Here is a 24,040-nt window from a genome sequence, read left to right as displayed (position 1 = left end):
ATCACGTCAACGACGGCCCGAACGTGATCACCGAGAGCTTCACCTACCAGGTGAAGGATTCGCTGGGCAACTCCACCACCAGCACCATCGTGATCAGCATCGTCGACGATGTGCCCAAGGCCCACTGTGACTTCGCCGATGTCAGCCAGGGCGGCAACGTTGCCGGTAATGTGCTGGCCAACGATGTGATCGGCGCCGATGTGCGTGGCGACGGCCAGTATGTGGTGGGCGTGCGTGCCGGCCATGACACATCAACCCCGGCCAGCGGCCATGTGGGCGACCAGATCGACGGCCTGTACGGCTACCTGACCCTGGATGCCCAGGGCAATGCCACCTACCACGCCAACACCAACAGCGTGTTGCCGCCCTGGGCGGCCGACAGTTTCGTCTACACCATCCGCGACGCCGACGGCGACGAAAGCACCACCACCATCCGCATCAGTGTGCAGGACAGCAAGCTGATGGCGTCCGAGGACAACGACGTCACCGTGTACGAAAAGGCCTTGGACCTGCACAAGGATGGCAATGACCTGGCGGCCGGCAGCGTCGTGGGCAGTGACCCAGGGTCGACTGGCGAGACCGCGTCGGGCAGCCTGGTCGGGTCGGTCACCGGCGGCTTCGGCGCCTTGACCTACAGCCTGCAGAGCAATGCGACAGGGCAGTACGGACAGTTGCTGCTCAAGGCTGACGGCTCCTACACCTACACCCTGACCTCTGCGCCGAAAACCCCGGGTGGCGCCAACGATGGCGCCAATACGGTGGTGGAGCATTTCACCTACAAGGCCACCGACGCCCAAGGCAACAGTGTCACCAGCACCATTGCCATCAACATCGTCGACGACGTGCCCAAGGCCGAGTGCGCGGTACGCAGCATCACCCCAGGCCAGGTAGATTCCAACATCCTGCTGGTCATCGATGTCTCCGGCAGCATGGCCTGGGACTCCGGTGTGAATGGCCTGAGCCGGCTGGACCTGGCCAAGCAGGCGATCAATACGCTGTTGGACAAGTACGACGCGATGGGCGACATCAAGGTGCAGATCGTCACCTTCTCCAGCGGGGCCACTCAGCAAGCGCCGGTGTGGGTGTCGATCGGCGAGGCCAAGAACCTGATTGCCGGGCTCCACGCCGATGGCGCGACCTACTACGACTCGGCGGCCACCAAGGCCCAGCAGGCGTTTGTCACCAGCGGCAAGCTCGACGGTGCCCAGAATGTCAGTTACTTCTTCTCCGACGGTGAGCCAAGCTCGGGCCACGGCATGACATCCGTGCGTGAAACCAGTTGGGAAAATTTCCTTGACCAGAACGGCATCAAGTCGTACGCCGTCGGCCTGGGCAATGGCGTCAACGAGGGCAATCTCGATCCGCTGGCCTACGATGGCAGCAGCCATGTCGATACCCAGTCGGTGGTGGTGACCGACCTCAACCAGCTCGGCGCGGTGCTCTCGGGCACGGTGCAGGGGGCTCCGATCACCGGCAGCCTGATGAGTGGCGGCGACTTTGGTGCCGATGGTGGCTTCATCAAGGCCCTGCTGGTGGACGGCACCACCTATGGCTACGACCCGAAAGCCAACGGTGGGCAAGGCGGCTACACGGTCAGTGGCGGGGCGGACAAGGCGTCGTTCGATACCGTCAGCAACAGCCTCAGCGTCAAGACCAGCCTGGGCGGCACCCTGCTGGTGAACATGGACAACGGTGAATTCACCTACACACCACCCAAGGACAATGGCGGGCAGGTGGAGAAATTTACCTTCACTGCCAGCGACAACGACGGTGATACCAGCACTGCCACCCTGACGGTGAACATCAATGCCAATCACGCACCAATTGCCGGTGCGGACCACATCATCACCAATATCAGCGGTACCAGCATCAGCCTGCCGGCCGAAGCGCTGCTGGCCAACGACAGCGATGCCGACCACGATCGGCTGAGCGCGGCGCCCATCACCTTCGACACAGGCTTTGCCGACAAGGGCGCAGGTTTCACCCCGGGCGTTCAAGCGCAGACGCTTTACATGGACGGTACCAAGGACCGTACCGAGAACCAGTTCCGCAACCTGGCGCGCAACGAGTTCACCAGCCAGTCGGGCAGCATGACTGCGGCACTGGTGGTGGCGGGCTACCTTGGGTTGATCAGCAACAGCAACGCCAACGACGAGGACACCTTTACCGTCACCTTGCGCAAGGGCGAGACCCTCACCCTTGACCATGACCGCCCGGCCGGCAATCTGCAGATGGAGTGGAAGGACGCCACGGGCAGTTACCAGCCGATTGCCGATGGCCATAGTTTCACGGCCAGCCATGACGGGGTGTACAGCATCCATCTGGTCAACACCGAGAACGCCCTGGGTAGCAGCAAGGCCGCCGAGAACTACAAGCTGAGCCTGCTGGTGGACTACAGCAACGCCAGTAACGACGTGGTTCATGACACCTACAGTGTCAGCGACAACCATGGCGGCACGGCGACCGGCAACGTGGATATCACCTACCAGGCAGGTCATGTCCTTGAGGGCACGGGGGGGGACGATGTGCTGCTCGCCGGGGCTGGCGACAATACGCTAAACGGTGGGGCGGGAAATGACGTGCTGGTGGCCGGGGCCGGCAATGACAGCCTGTATGGCGGTGACGGCAATGACTTGCTGATCGCAGGGCCCGGCAATGACCTGCTCGACGGCGGGCAGGGCATCGACACGGTCAGTTTTGCCAAGGCCGCTGCCGGGGTGGTGGTCGATCTGGGCAATGTCGGTGCGCAGAACACAGGCGGTGCCGGCGTGGATACCCTGACCAGCATAGAGAACCTGATCGGCTCCGATTACGACGACACCTTGATCGGCAATGGCGGCGACAACGTGCTCAACGGTGGCGCTGGCAATGATGTGCTCAAGGGCGGCGGCGGCAACGACACGCTCATTGGCGGCCCGGGTGATGACACCCTGACCGGCGGCAGCGGCAATGACACCTTCGTCTGGCAGAAGGGCGACACCGGGCATGACACCGTGACCGATTTCACTCCGGGCGCCGATCGCCTCGATCTGTCGCAGTTGCTGCAGGGCGAGAACGCCAGCAGTGCCTCGCTGGATGACTACCTGCACTTCAAGGTCAGCGGCACGGGCAGCAATGTGGTGTCGACCATCGAGGTGAGCAGCGTTGCTGGAGCGGCGCCGACCCAGACCATCGAGCTGGCCGGGGTCGACCTGGCCCAGCATTATGGAGTGACGGCGGGTGCCGGTGGGGTGATCGCGGCCGGGCATGACACGGCGACCATCATCAACGGGATGCTCAATGACCATTCGTTGAAGGTGGATACGGTGTGAGGCGTGACGGGATAACCGTCATCGCCGGCAAGCCGGCTCCCACAGGGAACGCGTACACCTTGTGGGAGCGGCATCCTCAAGGCGTGCGCTGTGCCTGGGGGAGCTGCGGTTCGCCGCTGCGACTTGCCAGCGATGAGGCCAGCACAGGCAATTGAAGACAGTTGCTCCCACATGGATCACGCCAACCTTGAGGCGATCATCGTTGCTGTGCTCTGGCTTGAGACAGTCTTGTTCAACCAGGCCTGCGCAAAGTCTTCTGCTTGAGAATCCAGGCACTGACCAGCACCGCGCTGGTCAACATGAACGCCCGCGCCCAGAACAGCGGCACCAGGTAGCACGACAGGCCGATGCTCGCCCACATCAGGCCTATCGCATACACCTTGCCTTTGAGCGGGATGCCTTCGCCGCTGAGGTAGTCACGGATCCACGGCCCGAGTTTCGGGTGGTTCACCAACCAATGGTGGAAGCGCGGCGAGCTACGGGCAAAACAAGCCGCCGCCAGCAGCAGGAAAGGGGTGGTGGGCAGCACCGGCAGGAAGATCCCCACCACCCCCAGCGCGACGCTGAGCCAGCCGACGGCCAGCAGCAGGTAGCGCACCACCTTGATCAGTGGCGGCGCGGTTTGAGTACGGCAGGTTTTTCGTCCGGTGCGTGCTGCAGCAGGAACAGCGCGCTCAGCGCTTCGGGGATCTGCACGATCATGTCGTCCTGCAGGTTGGCATTGCTGGCGATGTCGGCGAACTCCGGCTGCTCGTCGAACAAGCCCGAGCCGACCATGATCGGCAGGAGCATTTCGCTGACTTCATCCTCGGAGTTGTCGAACCAGGCCTCTTCACGCAGGAACACGCCCTCCATGAAACCGATGCACCAGCCGCGCAGGTCGGAGTCGTCCGGCTCGTCGGTCAGGTCCAGCTCGCAGGGCAGGTCGAATTCCTCTTCGCTGGCCAGCTGGCGAGCGATATGGGCCTTGAGGGCGACCAGCGTGGCTTCGATTTCGGTGCGCTGCGCGTCGCTGGTGTAGTGGGGCTCTTCAGCGAACAGCGCGTCGATCCATTCGCGCTCGGGTACCTCTTCCGAGCAGATCGACAGTGCGGTCAGGTAGCCGTGTGCGGCGACGTAGTCCAGCGCTTCTTCGTGCAGCTCATCGGCATCGAGGAAGGCTTGCAGGCGGGTCAGTTGCTCGGCGAAGGACATTACAGGGCTACCTTGGGGAATAAACGATAACGAATTCTAGCACCTTGCGGCGTTCACGGGGCAAAGGGAACGTCTGTCACCGCAGCCTGCCGTGGGCCGAGCCAGTCGGGTATACTCCGCCACTTTTCATGTTGGGTGGCCTGTGCGGCGATCCGGCAAAAAACGCTTACGCATTTGTACGGTGCCCGGCGGATTTATTGTCCAGCCTGTGTCCGGGATGGTACGGCGATTTTGGAGTGGCAAATGCTCGAACAGGCTCAGCGCGTCCTCAAGGATGTCTTCGGTTACGACAGTTTCCGTGGGCGCCAGGCCGCGATCATCGAATGCGTGGCCAACGGCGGCGACGCCCTGGTGCTGATGCCCACCGGCGGCGGCAAGTCGCTGTGCTTCCAGGTGCCGGGGCTGCTGCGCCCGGGCCTGACGGTAGTGGTCTCGCCACTGATCGCGTTGATGGCCGACCAGGTCGCCACGCTCGACGAGCTGGGGGTGGCGGCCGCAGCGCTCAACTCATCGCTCAGTGCCGAGCAGCAGCGCGAACTGGCCGGGCGCCTGCGCCGTGGCGAGGTGAAGATGCTGTACCTGGCCCCCGAGCGCCTGGTGCAGCCGCGCATGCTGGACTTTTTGCGCGACCTCGACATTTCGCTGTTCGCCATCGATGAAGCCCACTGCGTATCGCAATGGGGCCACGACTTCCGCCCCGAATACCTGCAACTGGGCCAGCTCGCCGAGCTGTTCCCCCATGTGCCGCGCATCGCCCTCACCGCCACCGCCGACATGCGCACCCGCGAGGAAATCGTCCAGCGCCTGCACCTGCAGGGCGCCGAGCGCTTCCTGTCGAGCTTCGACCGGCCGAACATCTTCTACCGCATCGTGCCCAAGGAGGCGCCGCGCAAGCAGCTGATGGCCTTCCTCGCCGAGCGCCGTGGCAACGCCGGCATCGTCTACTGTCTGTCACGCAAGAAAGTCGACGAAACCGCGGCCTTCCTCTGCGAGCAGGGCTTCCCGGCGTTGCCCTATCACGCAGGGCTGGCAGCGGAAACCCGCGCCGCCAACCAGCACCGCTTCCTCAACGAGGAAGGGCTGATCATGGTCGCCACCATTGCCTTCGGCATGGGCATCGACAAGCCCAACGTGCGCTTCGTCGCCCACCTCGACCTGCCCAAGTCGCTCGAGGCCTACTACCAGGAAACCGGCCGCGCCGGCCGTGATGGCCTGCCGTCGGACGCCTGGATGGCCTACGGCCTGCAGGACATGGTGATGCTCAAGCAGATGCTGCAGAACTCCGAAGGCGACGAGCGCCACAAGCGCATCGAGCAGCACAAGCTCGACGCCATGCTGGCGCTGTGCGAAGAGACCCGCTGCCGCCGCCAGTCGCTGCTGGCCTACTTCGACGAAGTGCTGGAGCAGCCCTGTGGCCACTGCGACAACTGTGTCGACCAGATCCAGACCTGGGACGCCACCGAGCCTGCCCGGCAAGCACTGTCGGCGGTGTTCCGTACCGGCCAGCGTTACGGCGTCGGCCATCTGGTCGACGTGCTGCTGGGCAAGGACAACGAAAAGGTGCGCAACTTCGGCCACGAGAAGCTCTCGGTTTACGGCGTCGGCAAGGCGCTGGCCGAGGCCGAATGGCGCTCGTTGTTCCGCCAGCTGGTGGCACGCGGCCTGGTGGACATCGACCTCGAAGGCTATGGCGGCCTGCGCCTGTCCGACAGCTGCCGGCCGCTGCTGCGTGGCGAGGTGAACCTGCAACTGCGCCGCGACCTCAAGCCGCAGACCGTGGCCAAGTCGTCCGGCAGCAGCGGCGGCAGCCCGGCCAGCCAGCTGGTGAGGGCCGAGGAGCGCGAACTCTGGGAAGCGCTGCGTACCCTGCGGCGCAAGCTGGCCGAAGAACACAGCGTGCCGCCCTACGTCATCTTCCCCGACTCGACGCTGTTGGAAATGCTGCGCAGCATGCCCACCAGCCTCAGCGACATGGCCCAGGTCAGCGGCGTCGGCGCACGCAAACTGGAGCGCTACGGCCAGGCCTTCCTCGAAGTGCTCAATGGCGCCGGTGGCACCGACGAGGCATCGAAAGTGGTGCTCGACCTGCGCCACGAACTGGTCAGCCTGGCCCGCGCGGGCATGACCCCGGCGCAGATCGCCGGCCAGCTCAACTGCAGCGAGAAGAACGTCTACAGCCTGTTGGCAGAAGCCATCGGCCGCCAGGAACTGAGCCTTGAGCAGGCGCTCGACCTGCCCGAAGAGCTGATGATGGAGGTGCAGGATGCCTTCCTCGATGGCGAGGGCGAGCTGCCGCCGGTCTCGGCTGTCGCGCCGTTGTTCGGCCCGCGCGTTCCCGAAGGTGTGCTGTATTGCGTGCGGGCAGCGCTGGCGTCGGAGTTCGGGCTGTGATTGCCGGCATTTGTGCCATTCGCTGACCTTTGTCAGGCGATTGCAGGATTATCGGCTGTTTCCCAGGTGCTGAACCTTGCCTCATGGGCTGGGGCATGGTTAGCTGACTAATAATTAGTTCTATTCATTGAGTTGCTTATGCCCCTGACCGACAACCAACACCGCTTCGGCATGCAGCTGGCCCAGATGTCCCGGGGCTGGCGTGCCGAATTGGACCGCCGCCTCGCCGGGCTCAATCTTTCCCAGGCGCGCTGGTTGGTGCTGTTGCACCTGGCGCGTTTCGACGAGGCGCCAACCCAGCGTGAGCTGGCCCAGAGCGTCGGGGTCGAAGGCCCGACCCTGGCCCGCCTGCTCGACAGCCTGGAAAGCCAGGGCCTGGTGCGGCGTCAGGCGGTAGTGGAAGATCGTCGGGCGAAGAAGATCGTGCTGTGCCCACCGGCCAAACCCCTGATCGAGCAGATCGAGACCATCGCCAATGCCTTGCGCGTCGAGCTGTTCAGCGGCGTCGACGAAGCCGACCTGGAAGTGTGCATGCGGGTGCATGCGAAGATTCTCGGCAACCTCGAGAAATCTTGACGGCAGCGGCAAGCGTCAAGCGGTAAGCCACAAGTAGAAGCGGATCTGCGTACTGACGCGATCCGCTTTTTTCTTGCAGCTTCACACTTGCCGCTTGCAGCTTAGAAGGTGTGCCCCAGGTTCAGGTACACCGCCTGCTCATTCGCATCGTTGGCCCCATAGCTCAGGTTGAGTGGGCCCAACGGCGTCTCCAGCCCGAGGAAGATACTCGCGGCATTGATGTAGCCACTGTCGAATTCATTGTCGTTGTTCCACGCCCGCCCGCGCTCCAGCGACCCGCCCACGTACAGCGGGAAGTCCAGTGGCAGGTAGGCGCGCGGTGTCAGGCGGCGGTAATAGACCATGCGCAGCAGGCTCATGTTCTGCCCGGAAATCGAATCCTGGCGAAAGCCCGACAACTGCCGGGCGCCACCGAACACGAAGCTCGAGGTCACCACTTCGGCATCATCCAGCGTGCGCCCGTAGCGCCCACCCAGCACCAGGGTGTTCGGCCCGCTGCTGAAGGCCTTGTCCAGGTTGAACAACCACTGCCGGTAGTTCTGGTCAGAATCCAGTGACTGGTCGTACTTGCGCGCGGTCAGGCCGATTTCTTCGCCGCTGTGGGGGAAGTAGACATTGTCGAAGGTATCGTACGAGTACTTGAGCTCGTAGAAACCCTCGTTGAAGCTGACCTTGGGCAGGCTCTGGTCGCCGATGCGCACCTCGGCCTGGCCCCAGGCCTTGCCCACGCCCAGGCGTACTTCGCCGTAGGTGCTGATCTGCCGCCCGACGTTCAGGCCAAAGCCGTAGCGCTCCAGGCGGTATTCGGCCACCGGGTCGTTGTCCAGCGTGGCCTCGACGTTCTGTGAACCGAGGTCCAGGTAGGGGGCGATGAAGTAGCGCGAGCCAACGTCCAGCGGCTGGTAGAACTCGCTATACAGCTCCTGCTGGTCGCCGATCTGGGCGCGGGTGAGCCACTCGGCGCCCAGGCGGTTGATGCCGTTGACCCGGTAGCTGGCGCCCAGGTTGAAGGCGCTGTCGCCGCGCAGGTCATCGGACAGGTTCAGGCCCAGGCGCAGGTAGTCGGTACCGCCGCGCCGGCCGCGGGCCTTGATCACCAGGGTGTTGGCATCGCCCTTGTGCACCACGCGGTATTGCACCTGGTCGAAATAGTCCAGGCCGTACAAGGTGCCCATGTCGGTCTGCAGCCGGTCGAGTTGCAGCGGCTCGCCGATCGGCTGGCGGATGTAGTAACGGATCACGTCATCGCTGACCTTGGAGTCGTTCTCCACCTTGATCGCGGTGATCACCGGGGTGCGCTGGCCGGGCGAGCGGGCCACCGCCAGGCTGGCGTCACCGTCGGCCTGGCGTAGCGCCGCCAGGCGCGGGTCAAGGGCGCGGGTGGCGCGGTAGCCGGCGTCGATCATGTCGCGGGCGCGGCCGAAGTCGGTGACGCCGAAGCTGGCCAGCGGTGGCTGCACGAGAATGTCGTCGCGGGCCAGGCTGGCCAATTGTTCCTCGGAGTTGCGCCGGGTCATCAGGGTGATCGACTGGTTGAGCACGTCCACCACCGTGGCCAGCTGCTTGCGGTTGCGCAGTGGGGTGCCGATGTCGACCACGATGGCGATGTCCACGCCCATCTCGCGCACCACGTCCAGCGGGATGTTGTCGGTCATGCCGCCGTCCACCAGCAGCCGGCCATCCAGTTCCACCGGCGCGAACACCGCCGGGATCGACATGCTGGCGCGGACTACCTGGGGCAGGTGGCCACGGCGGAACACCACTTTTTCACCCGTGGTGATGTCGGTGGCCACGGCGCGGAAGGGGATCGGCAGCTTGTCGAAGTCGCGGATGTCGGCAGTGTGCGCCAGCTTGCTCTCCAGCAGCAGCGACAGGTTCTGGCCCTGGATCACCCCCAGCGGCAGGCCCAGGCTGCCATCGTCGCGAAAGCTCAGCTTCTGCTTGACCAGGAAGTCGCGGTCATCCTGCTTGCGGCGGAACGGGATGTCCTCGCGTGGCGGGGCATCGGACAGCGCCTGCTGCCAGTCCAGCGTGGTCGCCAGTTTTTCCAGCTCCTCGACGCTGTAGCCCGAGGCATACAGCCCGCCAACCACCGCGCCCATGCTGGTGCCGGCGATGGCGTCGATGCGCACGCCCTGTTCCTCCAGGGCCTTGAGTACGCCGATGTGCGCCAGGCCGCGGGCGGCGCCGCCCGACAACACCAGGCCGACTTTCGGCCGTGCAGCCTCGGCGGCGAACAGGGTGAGGGAAGTGAGCGTCAGCAAAAGGCATAACAGCAGGCGGCGCATCGTGAGTCTCAAAAGCGGCGGTAAAGACCGCTAGTATAAGCGGCCCTTCCTCTGGAGATGCCCGACATGGCCGACAGCAAACCGCAGATCGTCATTACCTACTGCACCCAGTGCCAATGGCTGCTGCGCGCCGCCTGGCTGGCCCAGGAGCTGCTCAGCACCTTCGCCGACGAGCTTGGCCAGGTGGCGTTGGCACCGGGCACCGGTGGCGTGTTCCGCATCACGTGCGACGGCGTGCAGCTGTGGGAGCGCAAGGCCGATGGCGGCTTCCCCGAAGCCAAGGTGCTCAAACAGCGGCTGCGCGACCTGATCGACCCTGAGCGCGACCTGGGCCACAACGATCGCTGATCAGGCGCTCTCCACCACCGCGCGTTGTTTCACCGGCTGTTCGGCGGCCATGCGGCTGGACAGCACGATGGCGAAGATGATCAGCGCGCCGCCGGCCAGCATGCGCAGGGTGGGGGTTTCGGCGAATACCACCCAGGCCACGGCGATGCCGTAGACCGGCTCCATGCCGAACACCACCGCCGCAGTGCGCGCCTTGATCACGGCCAGGCTGGCGACGAACAGGCTGTGGGCGACGCCGGTGCAGAACACCCCCAGCAGGGCGATCCACAGCCAGTCCATGGGCGCCACGCTGGTCAGCCCTGGGGCGGCAAACGGCAGCAGGCACAGGCTTACCACCAGGTTCTGCCACAGCGCCGCCTGCACCGCCGGCAGGCGCCCGGAACCTGCGCGGTTGGTCAGTGACAGCAGCGAGAACAGCAACCCCGAAAGCAGCGCCCAGAGCAGCCCGCCGGTGGCCTCGCTGGCCAGGTCGAAATCCGGGGTGACCAGCACCAGGCCGATGCTCACCAGCACCACCAGCACAGCCTCGTTGCGCCGGATACGCTCACGGAACAACAGGCCTTCAAGGATGACCGTGAAGGCCGGGAAGCTGGCAAAGCCCAGGGTGGCAATGGCTACGCCCGCGACCTTGACCGCGACGAAGAAGCTCACCCAATGCCCTGCCAGCAATACGCCGCCCAACAGCAGGCGGCGCAGGTCGCGCCCGCCCAGCGGCTGCCAGGCCTGGCGTGCCAGGCTGGCGAAGAGGCCCAGGGCGAGCACGGCGAAGGCGGCGCGGCCGAAGACGATGATCGACGGGCTGGCGCTGGCGGCCAGCTTGCCGAACACGCCGGTCAGGCCGAAGAACAGCGCGCCGATGTGCAGGGCGCCGAGGGCGGTGCGGTGGTTCATGGTGGTCCCTTGAGTTCGGGCTGAGCTGCTCCGGCCTCTTCGCGGGCAAGCCTGCTCCCACAGGTCACTCATTGTGGGAGCGGGCTTGCCCGCGAAGAGGCCGGAACAGGCAGCGAAAGTCTTGGCGGTGAGTGTAAAGGCGCGACATACCGGTGTCTGTCGCCAACCTCGCGTCAGTTATCGCCAGGCTCTCGCCGCAACGCCGACGGTGTGCAGCCAAATGCCCGCATCACTGCGGCGCTGAAGGCACTCTGGGACTCGTATCCCACCCGCGCGGCAATCTCGCCCACTGGCAGCAGGGACTCACACAGCAGCCGCCGGGCCATGACCAGCCGTCGCTGGCGAATGTAGTCCATCGGTGTCATGCCGCATTCGGCAGTGAAGCGCGCATGCAGGCGGGCGCTGGACAGCCCGGCCAGCCGCGCCAGGTCGGCAACCTGTAGCGGGTAGGCGGCATGCTGTTCGATATGGGCGTCGAAGGCTGCGTAGGGCAGGCGGCTGCTGGCAGCTATCGGCGCGGCCGTCTGCGGGTTGAGGCTGGCCAGCAGCAGCACGGCACCCTGGCGGGCGATCAGTGGGTCGTCCACCGGGCTGGTTGCCAGCCAGTCCACCAACTGCTGTTGGCGGTTGTCCAGGCCCAGCGCGCCGGGGCGGTCGAGCAGGCGGCGGCTGGCATCGGCATGTGCTCCCAGCTGCTCGCCGAGCCAATGTTCGCCCGGCACATCCAGCACCAGGCAATGGCTGCCGGCGGTGCTGCCGCAGGTATGGTGGGCGCCGGCAGGCACCACCATCAAGGCCTGGCGATCGACCCGCGCACCCTGGCCCTGCACCTCGAAGTCCAGCCGCCCGCGCAGGCCGAACACCAGTTGCGGGTGCTCGTGGCTGTGGGCGATCAACTCGTCCCGGTAGTGGCGCAGTGAGAGCAGCGGGCCGGTGGTCATGGTGGGTCCTCATGGGGCAGGGCAAGAGTGTACACCCTGCACCGGGCTGTCCGCCGGCCAGGCGCGATCAGTCGTCATCGGCCTGCCACCAACCTGTCACCTGCGCCTGCCAGTCTCCAGCAAACAGTGCCGGAGCCTGCCCATGACCCATGCCGAAACCGTCCGCCCGTCGCGCAAGCAGCGTGTACGGACCCTGTGGATCTCCGACGTGCACCTGGGCACCCGGGATTGCCAGGCCGAACACCTGTCGCACTTTCTCAAGGGGTATCAGGCCGACCGCATCTACCTGGTCGGCGACATCATCGATGGCTGGAAGCTGCGCAGTGGCATCTACTGGCCCCAGGCGCACACCAACGTGATTCGCCGCCTGCTGACCATGAGCAAACGCGGCACCGAGGTCATCTACGTCACCGGCAACCATGACGAGTTCCTGCGCCGCTATTCCAAACTGATGCTCGGCAACATCCAGCTGGTGGACGAAGCCGAGCACCTCACCGCCGATGGCCGGCGCCTGCTGGTGATCCACGGCGACCAGTTCGACGTAATCACCCGTTATCACCGCTGGCTGGCGTTCCTCGGCGACCGCGCCTACGAGTTCACCCTGGTGCTCAACCGCTGGCTCAACCACTGGCGCGCCCGCTATGGCTATGGCTACTGGTCGCTGTCCGCCTACCTCAAGCACAAGGTCAAGGGGGCGGTGAGCTTCATCAGCGATTTCGAGGATGCGATTGCCCACGAGTGCACTCGGCGCGGTTTCCAGGGTGTGGTGTGCGGGCATATACACCATGCCGAAATCCGCAAGGTTGGCGAGGTGGAATACCTCAACTGCGGCGACTGGGTGGAATCGTGCACGGCGCTGATCGAGCACTGGGACGGGCAGATCGAGCTGTACCGCTTCGCCGATGCCCAGGCGCAGGAGATGGAGCGACGCCTGGCGGCGCTTGTGTAGGAGCGGCCTTGTGCCGCGAAAGGGCTGCAGCGCAGCCCCAGCAATTTTGCGGCGGATCGAGCACCCGGGGCTGCTGTGCAGCCCTTTTGCGGCACAAGGCCGCTCCTACAGGAAGCGTATGGGGCGGTCGCTCAGGCCGATTCTTGCAATGCCGCTTTGTAGAGCGATTGCCTCGGCTGGGCGAACACCCGCTCGAGCATCGGCTCGAAAAACGACAGCGGCAGGCTTTCATAGTCGGGGTCGAACGCGGCGGCATCGTAGCGGGCACAGAAATCGATGGTCCGCTGGTACTGCGGGTGTGCGCTGAATTGGTCGCGCAGGTGGCGGTCCATGCCCAGGTGGTGGAAGAAGTAGTAGCCCTGGAAGATCCCGTGCTTCTCCACCATCCACAAGTTCTCTGGGCTGACGAAGGGCTTGAGGATCGCCGCGGCAATGTCCGGGTGGTTGTAGCTGCCCAGGGTGTCGCCGATGTCATGCAGCAGCGCGCAGACCACATACTCCTCGTCGCGGCCGTCACGCCAGGCACGGCTGGCGGTTTGCAGCGAATGGCTGAGGCGGTCGATGGGGAAGCCGCCGAAGTCACCGTCGAGCAGGCGCAGGTGCGCCAGGATGCGGCGCGGCAGTTGGCGGGCATAGGCGCGGAAGTCATCGGCGATGATCGCCCAGTCCTGGGCGGTGCCATCGCGCATATGGTTGAAGCTGGCTTGCTGGTTCATTGCCTTGGGCTGCTCCGGGCGGGGACATGCCGTCAGTGTTGGGCATGCCCGCAGCCCTGGCAGTGGCCAGTCGGGACGCTATCCTGGCCTTGCGGGCCGTTATCAGAGGCTGAGGCGGCCCAGCAGGATGTCACGGAACATGGCGAAGTCGCCGATCAGGCTGTACCAGGGGTGGGTGAAGGTGGCCGGGCGGTTCTTTTCGAAGAAGAAGTGGCCGGCCCAGGCGAAGCCATAGCCGGCAAGGGGCACGGCGAGCAGCAGCAACCACTTGCCGCTGGCGACGGTATAGGCGAGCAGGGCGATCACCAGGCTGGTGCCGACGAAGTGCAGGCGACGGCAGGTAGGGTTACTGTGCTCCCCCAGGTAATAGGGATAGAACTCGGCAAAACTGCGGAACTGCGCTGTGCTGGTCATGGCTGTGCTCCCGGAGCTGCTGTTGATGACAGGATACACGGCGTGGAGCCTGAATCGAGTCTAGAGTCACGTGATGCGCGGGCCAGTGACAATTGGCGCCAATTGAGTATCCTTTCGATTCACCGCAGGAGCGGTCAGCACAAGAAGCCTGTCATGAGTGAGAGAACCACTTCAGCCAGCTGGGCATCAGGGATCGTCAAGGCGCTTGAGCTCGAGGGGCTCGACTGCCCGGCCATGTTCAGGCAACTGGGACTGGATTTCGCGTCCCTCGAAGACCCCGATGCACGTTTCCCCCAGGACGCCATGACCCGGCTGTGGCAGCTGGCGGTCGAGCTGTCCGGCAATGAAGCCATTGGCCTGAACATGGCCCGGGTGGTGCGCCCGGCTTCGTTCCATGTGGTCGGTTATGCGCTGATGTCCAGCCGCACCCTGGCCGAAGGTTTCGAGCGCCTGGTGCGTTACCAGCGGATCATTGCCGAAAGCTCGGACCTGAGCTTTCGCCTCGGGCCGGAAGGTTATTCGCTGATCTTGACCGTGCATGGCGATCATTTACCGCCCACGCGGCATAGCGCGGAAGCCTCGCTGGCGTGCGCCCTGGCCCTGTCTACCTGGCTCAGCGGGCGGCCGATCCAGCCGCGCCGGGTGTTGATCCAGGGCCCGCAGCCGAAGAATATCGAGCCGTACAAGGTGGCGTTCCACGCGCCACTGGTATTCGGTGCGGCCCATGACGCGCTGGTGTTCGAGCGCGCCGACATGGAGGCGCCACTGCCCACCGCCAACGAAGCCATGGCCATACTGCATGACCGTTTTGCCGGCGAGTACCTGGCGCGCTTCTCGGAAAGCCGGGTCACCCACCGGGTGCGCCAGGTGCTGTGCCGCATCCTGCCGCAAGGCGAGCCCAAGCGCGACACCGTGGCCCAGGCCCTGCACCTGTCGCAGCGCACCCTGCAGCGGCGCCTGCAGGACGAGGGCACCAGCTTCCAGACTCTGCTCGACGACACCCGCCGGGAACTGGCCGAGCAGTACCTCGCCCAGCCGGGTACCACCTTGCTGGAAACCGCCTACCTGTTGGGCTTTGCCGATCCGAGCAACTTCTATCGGGCGTTTCGCCGTTGGTTCGATGCCACCCCCAGCGAATACCGCGCGCGCATGACCGTCAGTGACGCCAGAACGCTGGCATGCACAACACCAGCACCGTGATGATCTCCAGCCGGCCCAGCAGCATGCCGCCGGCCAGGATCCATTTGGCGGCATCCGGCAACGTGGCATAGTTGCCGGCCGGGCCGATCACCTCGCCCAGGCCTGGGCCAACCCCCGAGACGGTGCCCGCGGCACCGGTCAGTGCGGTCATCCAGTCGACACCCAGCAGCGACAGCAGCAGGGCGATGATGCAGATGGTGATGGCGAAGAAGAACGAGAAGGTCAGGATCGAACGCACGATCTCTTCGTCGAGACGGTGGCCGTTGTACTTCTGCTTGATCACCGCGCGTGGGTGGATCAGCTGGTTGAGGTTGGCCTTGAGCAGGATGTAGGCCACCTGGAAACGGAAGATCTTGATGCCACCGGCGGTCGAGCCCGAACACCCGCCGACGAAGCCCAGGTAGAAGAACAGCATCAGCGAGAAGTTGCCCCACAGGCTGTAGTCGCCCAGGGCGAAACCGGTGGTGGTGACCACCGAGGTGACGTTCAGTGCCACGTGGCGCAGGGCGTCGAGCCAGTGCAGGTCGGTGGTGGCCCAGTACCAGGTGCCCAGCACCAGCCAGGTAGCCACCAGCATGCCGAGCAGGCCCTGGACCTGCTGGTCCTTGATCAGCGCCTTGCGGTGGCCGCGCAGGGTGGCCACGTACAGGGTGAACGGCACGCTGCCGAGGATCATCACCACCACCGCGACCCAGTGCACGGCCGGGATGTCCCACTTGGCCAGGGACTGGTCGGAGGTGGAGAACCCGCCGGTGGAAATCGCCGACATGGCATGGTTGATCGCATCGAACAGGCCCATGCCCGCCCACCAGAACGCCAGGCTGCCGAATATGGTGATGCCGACGTACACCCCGACGATCGACTTGGCGACCATGTGCGAGCGCGGCATGACCTTTTCCGAACGGTCGGACGACTCGGTCTGGAACAGGCGCATGCCACCGATGCGCAGCAGCGGCAGGATCGCCACCGCCATGCCGATGAAGCCGATGCCCCCCAGCCAGTGCAGCATCGAACGCCACATCAGGATGCCGGGTGACATGCTGTCCAGCCCGCTGAGCACCGTGGCGCCGGTGGCGGTAATGCCCGACATGCTCTCGAAGAAGGCATCGGTGTAGCTGATGTGCTGGGTGAGCAGGAACGGCAAGGCGGCGAACACGCACACCACCAGCCAGCTGCTGACGGTCAGCAGGTACATGTCGCGCGGGCGCAGGTGCACGTGTTCGGGGCGGCCGGGCAGTACCAGGCCGAGCCCGGCGAGGAAGGTGATCAGGCTCGACCAGAGGAACGACGGCATGTCGCCGGTGCGTTCGAAGATCACCAGGGTCGCCATGGGCACCACCATGCTCACCGCCAGGGTGATCAGGAAGATGCCGATGATGAAACCAATGATCCTTAAGGTCGGCAACGCCATGTGATCTGCCCTGAGTCGCAACGGAAAGGGCGCCATTCTCAAGGCACAAGCTGCAAGCTGCAAGCGGCAAGCGTAGGGGTCGGTACATGGGGCCGCTTTTTCTTGCCACTTACGGCTAGCGGCTTGCAGCTGGGCGGCTTGCCGCCGAGAATGGCGGCACTTTCAACTTGCCAGGAGGGAAGCCGATGGAGGCTCTCGACGCATTGCTCAACCGTGTTTCCGTGCCACGCCTGACCGACCCCGCGCCTAACGCCGCCCAACGCGAGGCGCTGTTCCAGGCCGCCCTGCGTGCGCCGGACCATGGCCAGCTGCGGCCCTGGCGCTTCCTGACCATCGAAGGGCAGGGCCGCGAGAAGCTCGGCGAGCTGTTCGCCGAAGCGGTACAGGCCAAGGGCGATGCCACCCAGGCCGCGCTGGACAAGGCGCGCGCCATGCCGCTGCGCGCGCCGCTGCTGATCGTGGTGATCGCCAAGCTGCAGGATCACTTCAAGGTGCCGAAGATCGAGCAGCGCCTGGCCGCTGGTTGTGCGGCCCACGGGATCCTGATCGCGGCGCATGCCCAGGGGATCGGCGCGGTATGGCGCACCGGCGACATGGCCTTCGATGCCCATGTGCACAAGGGGCTGGGGTTGGCCGAGAACGAAGAGCTGATCGGTTACCTGTACGTCGGCACGCCAATGGCCGAGCCACGCACCGCGCCGATCCTGGAAACTGCCGAGTACGTCAGCGCCTGGGGCGAGTGATCGAGTGGGGCCGCTTTGCGGCCCTTTTCGCGGCACAAGGCCGCTCCTACAGGAAACCGAGATCTTCTGTAGGAGCGGCCTTGTGCCGCGAAAAGGGCTGCAAAGCAGCCCTAAAACCTGTCAGCCAGCGCTGACCTCACAGGGCAACTCCAGCGTCGCCACGAACCCACCCTGCGGATGATTCGCAAGCGTCAGGCGGCCGCCATGGCGCTCCGCCGCCTTGCGCGCGATCGCCAACCCCAGCCCATGCCCCGGCGCTTCCTGCCCCGGTGCGCGGAAGAACGGCTCGCCCAGTTGCGCCAGATGTTCCTCTGCCACCCCCGGCCCATGGTCACGCACGCTCAACACGATGCGCTCCTGTTCACGCTGGGCATCAATTTCGATCGGTTGCCCCAGGGGGTTGAAGCGCAGGGCATTGCGCAGCAGGTTGTCCACCGCCCGCTCGATCAAGGTCGGCCAGCCTTGCAGGGTCAACCCCGGCTGCATCTGCAGGCGCACCTCCTGATCCGGCGCCGCCAACTGGGCGTCCTTGCGCACGCCACCCAGCACGGCATTGAGGTCCACAGGCTCGGCATGCGCCTGCTCGGCGTCGACCCGGGCCAGCACCAGAATTTCACTGATCAGGTCTTCCAGGCGGTCGCACTCGCGGGTCAGCCGTGGCCACAGGGCCTGGCGCTGTTCGGGCTCGGCGCGTTCGGCCAGGGCCAGGGCGATGCGCAGGCGCGCCAGGGGCGAGCGCAATTCGTGGGACACATCGCGCAGCAACTGGCGCTGGCTGCCGATCAGGCTTTGCAGGCGCGCGCCCATCTTGTTGAAGTCATTGGCCAGCACGCCGAACTCGTCGCGGCGCACGGCCAGGCGCGCCAGGCTGTTCTGCTGGTAGCTGGTCTGCCCCAGGTCATGCACCGCACCGCGCAGGCGGCTCAGCGGGCGGGTGATCGACAGGGTCACCAGCAGGCTGAACAGGGTCAGCACCACCAGCGCGATGCCCAGCGCGCTGAGCGGCCAGATCAGGCTCTCGCGGTGCCAGGCGGCCAGCTCCGGGTGGGGGATGCGGTAGATCAGCAGGTAGGTCTCGCCGCTGGTGGGGCTGGTGTATTCCTCGGTCAGGCGGCGCCAGGGCAGGCGGCGTTCGTCGTTGTGCTGGCGCGCTTCGAAGGCGGCGGCGCGGCGCGGGAAGGTGCCGGGCACCACGGCATCGCCGCTGTCGTCGAGCACCTGCACGTCGATCTTGTAGCGCTGCTTGCGCCGCTCAAGGAAGCGTTGCGACGATTCCAGGCCTTCCTGTTCGTAATGCTGCACCCAGCGGCTGGCCAGGGTGTTCAGGCCGGGGTGGCGGCTGAGGATCCAGGTGTCCTGGTTGAGCATGTGGCCCAGCAGGATCGACAGGCCGGCGACCAGGGCGATGGCCAGCCAGAAGCTGGCCAGGATGCGCCAGAACAGTGAACGCAAGACGAGCACCTCCGCGAAATGGCAAAAGCCCGGCCCGCTTCTGAGCGGGCCGGGCATGGGGTGGACAGCTTACTGGGCCTTGCTGCCTTTTTCAGCTTTCCAGGCCTGGAACTCCTGCCATTCGGCCTTGCGCGCTGCACGTTCCTTCTGCAGTTCGTCGAACTTCTTCTGCTGGTCCGGCTTGAGCAGGGCGCGGATCTGGCCTTCGGTCTTGTCGTGGCTGGCCTTGATTTCATCCTTCATGGCCTTCTGCTCGGCGGCCGGCAGCTTGTTCATGTAGCGCTCGGTGATGTCGCGGCGCTGCTGCATCTGCTCGCCCATCAGCTTGCCGATCTGCTGGCGTTGATCGCGGCTCAGGTCCAGCTGGGCGAAAGGCGCGTCACCGCGATGATGCGGGCCGTCGTGGCGCGGGCCGCCTTCAGGCATGGCCATGGCCACGGTCGGCAGGGCGGCGGCGAACATCAGGGCGATAAGGGTCTTGCGCATGGTGTCTCTCCTTTCAGGGGCCGGTGGTTACCGGATGAGCCCAGTCTAGGGAGATCAAGGTCAAGGGCGGTCAGGTGAGGGTAAAGACAGCGTAAAGTTGCGTCGTCCCCTGTAGGAGCGGCCTTGCCGGGGCGCCGGACCGGCCGGAAAGGGCTGCGCAGCAGCCCCAGGTTTTCGATCAACAGTGAAATCGCCGGGGCTGCTCTGCAGCCCGTTCGCGGCACAAGGCCGCTCCTACAGGGGAGCGATAGCTTTCACAGGCTGTAGTAGTAACCCCGGCTACGCAGCGCGACGATGCGCGGGCGGCCGTCGGCGTGGGGGCCGATCTTCTTGCGCAGGTTGCTGACATGCATGTCCAGGCTGCGGTCATAGAGGGTGAGCTTGCGGCCCAGGCCGATCTGCGCCAGCTCCTGCTTGTCCAGCGGTTCACCGGGCTGGCGCAGCAGGGCTTCGAGGATGCGGCTCTCGGACAGCGTCAGGGTCATCTCGCGCTGGTCGATGCTGACCACGCCGCGTACCGGGCTGAACACCATGTCGCCGACCTCGATCTGCGAGGTGGGCGCGCTGGGGTGGCTGCGGCGCAGCACGGCGCGCAGGCGGGCGGTGAGTTCGCGAGGATCGCAGGGTTTGGCCAGGTAGTCGTCGGCGCCGAGCTCCAGGCCAAGGATGCGGTCCAGCGGCTCGCCACGGGCCGAGAGCATCAGCACCGGCAGGTCGGCGTGTTCGTTGCGCAGCTGCTTGAGCAGTTCCAGGCCGCTGCCATCGGGCAGCATCACGTCCAGTACCACCGCTGCCGGAGCGTGGGCGGCCAGGGCCTGGCGCGCACTCAGGCCATCGTGGCAGGCGCGCACCTCAAACCCTTCCTGGGTCAGCCAGCTGCCAAGCAGCTCGCACAGTTCCTGGTCATCATCAATCAGTAACAGCTCGCTCATGTCTCACTCAATTCAACCATTGCCGGCGTCGTCTGTGACCGCCGCTGGCTAAGATACCGCAGACTACCGAAAACAGTGCAACGGCCGAACCGATCAGGAACCATTGCTGCTGGTCGGTCAGCAGGCGTTGCACAGGATTGGCCGCGGCCTGCAGCTCCTTGATGGCCAGCTTCAGGCGCTGGTTGTCCTGGCGCAGGCGGCTCAACTGGGCGCTCTCGCGTTCGCTGTCCTGGCTCTGCATCTGCTGGGCCAGCAGGCTGCGTTGTTTCTCGCTCTCTTCCAGGCGCTGCTGCAGCTCGGTGATCCGCGCCCCGGCTTCCAGCGACAACGGCTGTTCGGCCGTGGCGAAAGGGGATAGCAGCAACAGGCAAAGCAGCACGGACATCGGACCTTGACGCATTGGAACTCCTGATTCTTGTCGGTTCAGGAGGTTGTCGGCCGGTCGTCGCAATTGATGAGCGGCGGCATGCGCGTGGCCTGCCGCCGTGGTGCGGTCAGGGCAGGACTTGCTTGAACGGCTTGACCACGACCTTGTCGTAGACGCCGGCGGCAATGTACGGGTCGGCGTCGGCCCAGGCCTGGGCGGCGACCAGCGACTCGAACTCGGCGACGATCAGGCTGCCGCTGAAGCCGGCTTCACCTGGGTCGTTGCTGTCGATGGCCGGGTGCGGGCCGGCCAGTACCACACGGCCTTCGGCCTTGAGCTGCTGCAGGCGCTCGATGTGGGCGGGGCGGGCGGCCAGGCGTTTTTCCAGGGAGTTCGCGACGTCGCTGGCGATGATGGCGTAGAGCATGTCAGTCCTTGGGTTTGGAAATTGAGGGGTCGGTGTCGTGCAGGTGGCGTGAGAGATACACACCCTGGGCCACCAGGAAAATCACGGTCATGCCCAGGCTGCCGAACACTTTGAAGTCGACCCAGAAGTCCTGGAAGGTGAAGGCGACGAACAGGTTGGCGGCACCGCAGACGAGGAAGAAGGCAATCCACGCCAGGTTCAGGCGAGTCCAGACTGTTTCTGGAAGTGTCAGGGCATGGCCCATGATGCGCTTGATCAGCACCCGGTCACCGATGAAGTGGCTGCCGGCGAAGGCCAGGGCGAACAGCCAGTTGACCACCGGCGCCTTCCATTTGAGGAAGGTTTCGCTGTGGAAGGCCAGGGTCAGGCCGCCGAACACCAGGCAGGCGACCAGGGTCAGCAACTGGCCCTTCTCAAGCTTGCGGTGGCGCAGGAACAGGGCGCCGTAGACCACCAGCGAACTGAGGATAAGCATCGCCGTGGCGCTGTAGATACCGCCGAATTCAAAGCTGTGACCGGCGAATTCGACCGGGCGTGGGTCCAGTTTGTAGACGACGAAGAACAGCAGCAGCGGGATGAAATCGATGAATTGTTTCACAGTGGCAGCCAGAAGCGGGATGTGACGGCATAATAACAAACATCGATTCCAGCGAAAGCGCTCCACCATGAATGTTGATCTGCACTGTCACAGCACGGCCTCCGACGGCGCCCTGTCGCCCACGGCACTGGTCGCCCGGGCCCATGAGCATGGGGTGCGGACCTTGTCGCTCACCGACCACGACACCCTCGAGGGGCTGCCCGAGGCCCGCCAGGCCTGCCTCGACAATGGCATGCACTGGGTCAGTGGCGTGGAGCTTTCGTGTACCTGGGGTGGCGCGACCATCCATGTATTGGGTTACGACTTCTCCCTCGATGCACCACCCTTGCTCGAAGCTATCGAAAACCTTCACCGTGGCCGCTGGCTGCGCGCCGAAGAGATCGATCGCAAGCTGGCCGCCAAGGGCATGCCCGGGGCGCTCGAAGGTGCGCGGGCGGTGCAGCAGGAGCTGGGCGACAGCGGCAACGCCCCGGCGCGCCCGCATTTTGCCGAGTTCATGGTGCGCGCAGGCTTCGTCAAGGACCGTGGCGAAGCGTTTCGCAAGTGGCTGGGCGCCGGCAAGCTGGGTGACGTCAAACTGCACTGGCCGACGCTCGAGGAAACCGTTGCCACCCTGCGCGAGTCCAATGCGTGGGTGAGCCTGGCCCATCCCATGCACTACGAACTGACCCGCAGCAAGCGCAGACGGCTGATTGCCGACTATATTCAGGCAGGTGGGCAGGCACTGGAAGTGGTCAATGGGATGATGCCGCCCGAGCAGGTGGGGACGATGTCCATCCTCACCCGTGAGTTCGGCCTGCTGGCAAGCGCTGGCAGTGATTTCCACGGCCCCGGCACCTGGGGCGAGATCGGTGCCTACCGGCCATTGCCTGAGGACCTGCCACCCCTGTGGCGCCGATTCCGACATGAACAGCCTATGGCGGTATGAACAGGACGACTTCGTGAGCCAATTTTTCCAGATTCATCCGGAGAACCCGCAACCCCGTTTGATCCGCCAGGCGGTGGAGATCATCCGCAAGGGCGGCGTGGTGGTTTACCCGACCGATTCGGCCTACGCCCTGGGTTGCCAGATCGGCGACAAGGCGGCGATCGAGCGGGTGCGTCGCCTGCGCGGCCTGGACAAGTCGCACAACTTCACCCTGATGTGTTGCGACATGTCGCAGCTGGGGCTGTATGCCAAGGTCGATACCGGCACTTTCCGCCTGCTCAAGGCCCATGTGCCGGGGCCTTATACCTTCATCCTCAACGGCACCCGCGAGGTACCGCGCCTGTTGCTGCACGAGAAGCGCCGCACCATCGGCCTGCGTGTGCCGGACCATGCCATCACCCTGGCGCTGCTGGCCGAGTTGGGTGAGCCGTTGATGAGCGTGAGCCTGATCCTGCCGGGCGATAGCGAGCCGATGACCGACCCCTATGAGATCCGTGGACGGCTGGAACACCGTGTCGACCTGGTGATTGATGGCGGTTTCGGTGACCTGAAAGCGTCCACCATCATCGACCTGTCGGGCGATGAGCCCGAGCTGATTCGCGAAGGCTGCGGCGACCCCACCCCGTTCCTGGCCAACGCGTGAGCCAGGTGGACGCGCCCGAGGCGCCGGCCAGCGAGGCCGAGACGCCTTTCCAGCTGCAGTTGGCCCTGGTCTATGGCGAAGCCCTGACCGAACTGCCAGTCGATCTGTACATCCCGCCGGACGCCCTGGAAGTCTTCCTCGAAGCCTTCGAAGGCCCGTTGGACCTGCTGCTGTACCTGATCCGCAAGCAGAACGTCGACATCCTCGATATCCCGGTGGCGGAAATCACCCGCCAGTACATGAGCTATGTCGAGCTGATGAAGAACGTGCGCCTGGAGCTGGCCGCCGAGTACCTGGTGATGGCCGCGATGCTGGCCGAGATCAAGTCGCGCATGCTGCTGCCGCGCTCCACCGAAGTGGAGGAGGAAGAGGGCGACCCGCGCGCCGAGCTGATCCGCCGGCTGCAGGAGTACGAGCGCTTCAAGGCTGCCGCCGAGGGTATCGATGAGTTGCCACGGGTGGGCCGCGAGGTTGTAGTGCCGCAGCTGGATGCGCCGCAGGCCAAGGTGCGCAAGCTGCTGCCCGACGTGGCCCTGGAAGAGATCCTGTTGTCCATGGCCGAGGTCATGCGCCGCAACGACCTGTTCGAAAGCCACCAGATCACCCGCGAGACACTGTCCACCCGCGAGCGCATGAGCCAGGTGCTCGAACGCCTCAAGGGGGGCGAGTTCGTCCCCTTCGTCGAGCTGTTCGCCGCCGAGGAAGGCAAGCTTGGGGTGGTGGTGACCTTCATGGCCATTCTTGAGCTGGTGAAGGAATCGCTGATCGAACTGGTGCAAAATGAGGCTTTCGCCCCGATCCACGTCCGCGCCCGGGCAGAGTGACCTGACGACC

The 24,040-nt window shown here is 65.0% G+C and carries 24 protein-coding genes; 10 read left to right on the top strand and 14 right to left on the bottom strand.

Going from position 1 to position 24,040, the window contains the following annotated elements:
• Positions 1–3,311 (top strand): Ig-like domain-containing protein (locus L6D77_RS08655; RefSeq protein WP_236170035.1); only part of this gene is annotated, 3,311 nt, incomplete at its 5' end.
• 232 nt (positions 3,312–3,543) lie between these two features.
• Here the strand turns inward: L6D77_RS08655 and L6D77_RS08650 are convergent.
• Together L6D77_RS08650 and L6D77_RS08645 are read right to left on the bottom strand one after the other, a co-directional pair.
• Positions 3,544–3,909 (bottom strand): YbaN family protein, encoded by a 366-nt coding sequence (locus L6D77_RS08650; protein ID WP_232882743.1) that lies wholly within the window; start codon positions 3,907–3,909, stop codon positions 3,544–3,546.
• An 8-nt stretch (positions 3,910–3,917) separates the two neighbouring features.
• Entirely contained in the window at positions 3,918–4,505 is a 588-nt protein-coding gene (locus L6D77_RS08645) for a YecA/YgfB family protein (protein ID WP_232882744.1), read from the bottom strand.
• Positions 4,506–4,748: 243 nt separating this feature from the next.
• Between L6D77_RS08645 and recQ the strand changes: the two genes are divergently transcribed.
• Together recQ and L6D77_RS08635 are read left to right on the top strand one after the other, a co-directional pair.
• Entirely contained in the window at positions 4,749–6,896 is a 2,148-nt protein-coding gene (recQ, locus tag L6D77_RS08640; protein WP_232882745.1) for a DNA helicase RecQ, read from the top strand.
• A 138-nt stretch (positions 6,897–7,034) separates the two neighbouring features.
• A complete protein-coding gene (locus L6D77_RS08635; RefSeq protein ID WP_232882746.1) occupies positions 7,035–7,472 on the top strand; it encodes a MarR family transcriptional regulator in 438 nt (145 codons plus the stop codon).
• Positions 7,473–7,573: 101 nt separating this feature from the next.
• Here the strand turns inward: L6D77_RS08635 and L6D77_RS08630 are convergent, their stop codons facing one another.
• Complete coding sequence (locus tag L6D77_RS08630; RefSeq protein ID WP_232882747.1) at positions 7,574–9,760, bottom strand: patatin-like phospholipase family protein; 2,187 nt, start codon at positions 9,758–9,760, stop codon at positions 7,574–7,576.
• A 66-nt stretch (positions 9,761–9,826) separates the two neighbouring features.
• Between L6D77_RS08630 and L6D77_RS08625 the strand changes: the two genes are divergently transcribed.
• Entirely contained in the window at positions 9,827–10,108 is a 282-nt protein-coding gene (locus L6D77_RS08625; protein ID WP_110991950.1) for an Rdx family protein, read from the top strand.
• Here the strand turns inward: L6D77_RS08625 and L6D77_RS08620 are convergent, their stop codons facing one another.
• Positions 10,109–10,999 carry a DMT family transporter gene (locus L6D77_RS08620; protein ID WP_373870580.1) on the bottom strand — a complete coding sequence of 297 codons (891 nt, stop codon included), beginning with the start codon at positions 10,997–10,999 and terminating at the stop codon, positions 10,109–10,111.
• Between the two features lie 173 nt (positions 11,000–11,172).
• A complete protein-coding gene (locus L6D77_RS08615) occupies positions 11,173–11,940 on the bottom strand; it encodes a helix-turn-helix transcriptional regulator (RefSeq protein ID WP_232882748.1) in 768 nt (255 codons plus the stop codon).
• 142 nt (positions 11,941–12,082) lie between these two features.
• Here L6D77_RS08615 and L6D77_RS08610 point away from each other — a divergent pair, with 142 nt between their 5' ends.
• Entirely contained in the window at positions 12,083–12,889 is an 807-nt protein-coding gene (locus L6D77_RS08610) for a UDP-2,3-diacylglucosamine diphosphatase (RefSeq protein WP_232882749.1), read from the top strand.
• Between the two features lie 131 nt (positions 12,890–13,020).
• On the opposite strand, the gene L6D77_RS08605 is transcribed toward L6D77_RS08610, so the two are convergent.
• Positions 13,021–13,605: an HD domain-containing protein gene (locus tag L6D77_RS08605; RefSeq protein ID WP_232882750.1), complete on the bottom strand. Its 585-nt coding sequence runs from the start codon at positions 13,603–13,605 to the stop codon at positions 13,021–13,023.
• A gap of 102 nt (positions 13,606–13,707) precedes the next feature.
• Positions 13,708–14,019 carry an Mpo1-like protein gene (locus L6D77_RS08600; RefSeq protein ID WP_232882751.1) on the bottom strand — a complete coding sequence of 104 codons (312 nt, stop codon included), beginning with the start codon at positions 14,017–14,019 and terminating at the stop codon, positions 13,708–13,710.
• Positions 14,020–14,172: 153 nt separating this feature from the next.
• Here L6D77_RS08600 and L6D77_RS08595 point away from each other — a divergent pair, with 153 nt between their 5' ends.
• Entirely contained in the window at positions 14,173–15,219 is a 1,047-nt protein-coding gene (locus L6D77_RS08595) for an AraC family transcriptional regulator (RefSeq protein ID WP_232882752.1), read from the top strand.
• Here L6D77_RS08595 and L6D77_RS08590 read toward each other — a convergent pair.
• On the bottom strand, positions 15,176–16,630 hold the full coding sequence (locus L6D77_RS08590) for a TrkH family potassium uptake protein (RefSeq protein WP_232882753.1): 1,455 nt from the start codon (positions 16,628–16,630) through the stop codon (positions 15,176–15,178). The genes L6D77_RS08595 and L6D77_RS08590 overlap by 44 nt on opposite strands.
• 185 nt (positions 16,631–16,815) lie before the next feature.
• On the opposite strand from L6D77_RS08590, the gene L6D77_RS08585 reads away from it, so the two are divergent.
• Complete coding sequence (locus L6D77_RS08585; RefSeq protein WP_232882754.1) at positions 16,816–17,373, top strand: NAD(P)H nitroreductase; 558 nt, start codon at positions 16,816–16,818, stop codon at positions 17,371–17,373.
• Between the two features lie 120 nt (positions 17,374–17,493).
• Here the strand turns inward: L6D77_RS08585 and L6D77_RS08580 are convergent, their stop codons facing one another.
• The 6 genes from L6D77_RS08580 to L6D77_RS08555 all read right to left on the bottom strand — a co-directional run bounded on the left by L6D77_RS08580 (position 17,494) and on the right by L6D77_RS08555 (position 21,635).
• On the bottom strand, positions 17,494–18,882 hold the full coding sequence (locus L6D77_RS08580) for a sensor histidine kinase (RefSeq protein WP_232882755.1): 1,389 nt from the start codon (positions 18,880–18,882) through the stop codon (positions 17,494–17,496).
• A 12-nt stretch (positions 18,883–18,894) separates the two neighbouring features.
• Positions 18,895–19,311, bottom strand: coding sequence for a Spy/CpxP family protein refolding chaperone (locus tag L6D77_RS08575; RefSeq protein WP_125465049.1), 417 nt, complete (start codon positions 19,309–19,311; stop codon positions 18,895–18,897).
• 254 nt (positions 19,312–19,565) lie between these two features.
• Complete coding sequence (locus tag L6D77_RS08570) at positions 19,566–20,243, bottom strand: response regulator transcription factor (protein ID WP_153787651.1); 678 nt, start codon at positions 20,241–20,243, stop codon at positions 19,566–19,568.
• 7 nt (positions 20,244–20,250) lie between these two features.
• Entirely contained in the window at positions 20,251–20,643 is a 393-nt protein-coding gene (locus L6D77_RS08565; protein ID WP_232882756.1) for an SH3 domain-containing protein, read from the bottom strand.
• Between the two features lie 94 nt (positions 20,644–20,737).
• Entirely contained in the window at positions 20,738–21,037 is a 300-nt protein-coding gene (locus L6D77_RS08560) for a YciI family protein (RefSeq protein WP_232882757.1), read from the bottom strand.
• 1 nt (position 21,038) lies between these two features.
• Positions 21,039–21,635 (bottom strand): septation protein A, encoded by a 597-nt coding sequence (locus L6D77_RS08555; RefSeq protein ID WP_232882758.1) that lies wholly within the window; start codon positions 21,633–21,635, stop codon positions 21,039–21,041.
• 67 nt (positions 21,636–21,702) lie between these two features.
• Between L6D77_RS08555 and L6D77_RS08550 the strand changes: the two genes are divergently transcribed.
• The 3 genes from L6D77_RS08550 (at position 21,703) to L6D77_RS08540 (ending at position 24,030) form a co-directional block, all read left to right on the top strand.
• Positions 21,703–22,563, top strand: coding sequence for a PHP domain-containing protein (locus tag L6D77_RS08550; RefSeq protein WP_232882759.1), 861 nt, complete (start codon positions 21,703–21,705; stop codon positions 22,561–22,563).
• A 13-nt stretch (positions 22,564–22,576) separates the two neighbouring features.
• The gene (locus L6D77_RS08545) at positions 22,577–23,206 is read left to right on the top strand and encodes an L-threonylcarbamoyladenylate synthase (protein WP_232882760.1); all 630 of its coding nucleotides are present in this window, start codon (positions 22,577–22,579) and stop codon (positions 23,204–23,206) included.
• Positions 23,207–23,331: 125 nt separating this feature from the next.
• Positions 23,332–24,030 carry a segregation and condensation protein A gene (locus L6D77_RS08540; RefSeq protein WP_232882885.1) on the top strand — a complete coding sequence of 233 codons (699 nt, stop codon included), beginning with the start codon at positions 23,332–23,334 and terminating at the stop codon, positions 24,028–24,030.
• Positions 24,031–24,040 lie beyond the last annotated feature (10 nt).

The organism is Pseudomonas parasichuanensis (assembly GCF_021601385.1).
GTDB lineage: Bacteria > Pseudomonadota > Gammaproteobacteria > Pseudomonadales > Pseudomonadaceae > Aquipseudomonas > Aquipseudomonas parasichuanensis.
This window is presented reverse-complemented; position numbering and strand designations above follow the sequence as displayed.

Coding starts and splice junctions, on each gene's coding strand:
- L6D77_RS08630 (WP_232882747.1), bottom strand. CDS start 9,760: ATGCGCCGCCTGCTGTTATGCCTTTTGCTGACGCTCACTTCCCTCACC.
- L6D77_RS08635 (WP_232882746.1), top strand. CDS start 7,035: ATGCCCCTGACCGACAACCAACACCGCTTCGGCATGCAGCTGGCCCAG.
- L6D77_RS08580 (WP_232882755.1), bottom strand. CDS start 18,882: ATGCCCGGCCCGCTCAGAAGCGGGCCGGGCTTTTGCCATTTCGCGGAG.
- L6D77_RS08595 (WP_232882752.1), top strand. CDS start 14,173: ATGAGTGAGAGAACCACTTCAGCCAGCTGGGCATCAGGGATCGTCAAG.
- L6D77_RS08570 (WP_153787651.1), bottom strand. CDS start 20,243: ATGAGCGAGCTGTTACTGATTGATGATGACCAGGAACTGTGCGAGCTG.
- L6D77_RS08585 (WP_232882754.1), top strand. CDS start 16,816: ATGGAGGCTCTCGACGCATTGCTCAACCGTGTTTCCGTGCCACGCCTG.
- L6D77_RS08620 (WP_373870580.1), bottom strand. CDS start 10,999: ATGAACCACCGCACCGCCCTCGGCGCCCTGCACATCGGCGCGCTGTTC.
- L6D77_RS08600 (WP_232882751.1), bottom strand. CDS start 14,019: ATGACCAGCACAGCGCAGTTCCGCAGTTTTGCCGAGTTCTATCCCTAT.
- L6D77_RS08565 (WP_232882756.1), bottom strand. CDS start 20,643: ATGCGTCAAGGTCCGATGTCCGTGCTGCTTTGCCTGTTGCTGCTATCC.
- L6D77_RS08605 (WP_232882750.1), bottom strand. CDS start 13,605: ATGAACCAGCAAGCCAGCTTCAACCATATGCGCGATGGCACCGCCCAG.
- L6D77_RS08610 (WP_232882749.1), top strand. CDS start 12,083: ATGACCCATGCCGAAACCGTCCGCCCGTCGCGCAAGCAGCGTGTACGG.
- L6D77_RS08550 (WP_232882759.1), top strand. CDS start 21,703: ATGAATGTTGATCTGCACTGTCACAGCACGGCCTCCGACGGCGCCCTG.
- L6D77_RS08575 (WP_125465049.1), bottom strand. CDS start 19,311: ATGCGCAAGACCCTTATCGCCCTGATGTTCGCCGCCGCCCTGCCGACC.
- L6D77_RS08645 (WP_232882744.1), bottom strand. CDS start 4,505: ATGTCCTTCGCCGAGCAACTGACCCGCCTGCAAGCCTTCCTCGATGCC.
- L6D77_RS08560 (WP_232882757.1), bottom strand. CDS start 21,037: ATGCTCTACGCCATCATCGCCAGCGACGTCGCGAACTCCCTGGAAAAA.
- L6D77_RS08590 (WP_232882753.1), bottom strand. CDS start 16,630: ATGGCGTTGCCGACCTTAAGGATCATTGGTTTCATCATCGGCATCTTC.
- L6D77_RS08625 (WP_110991950.1), top strand. CDS start 9,827: ATGGCCGACAGCAAACCGCAGATCGTCATTACCTACTGCACCCAGTGC.
- recQ (WP_232882745.1), top strand. CDS start 4,749: ATGCTCGAACAGGCTCAGCGCGTCCTCAAGGATGTCTTCGGTTACGAC.
- L6D77_RS08615 (WP_232882748.1), bottom strand. CDS start 11,940: ATGACCACCGGCCCGCTGCTCTCACTGCGCCACTACCGGGACGAGTTG.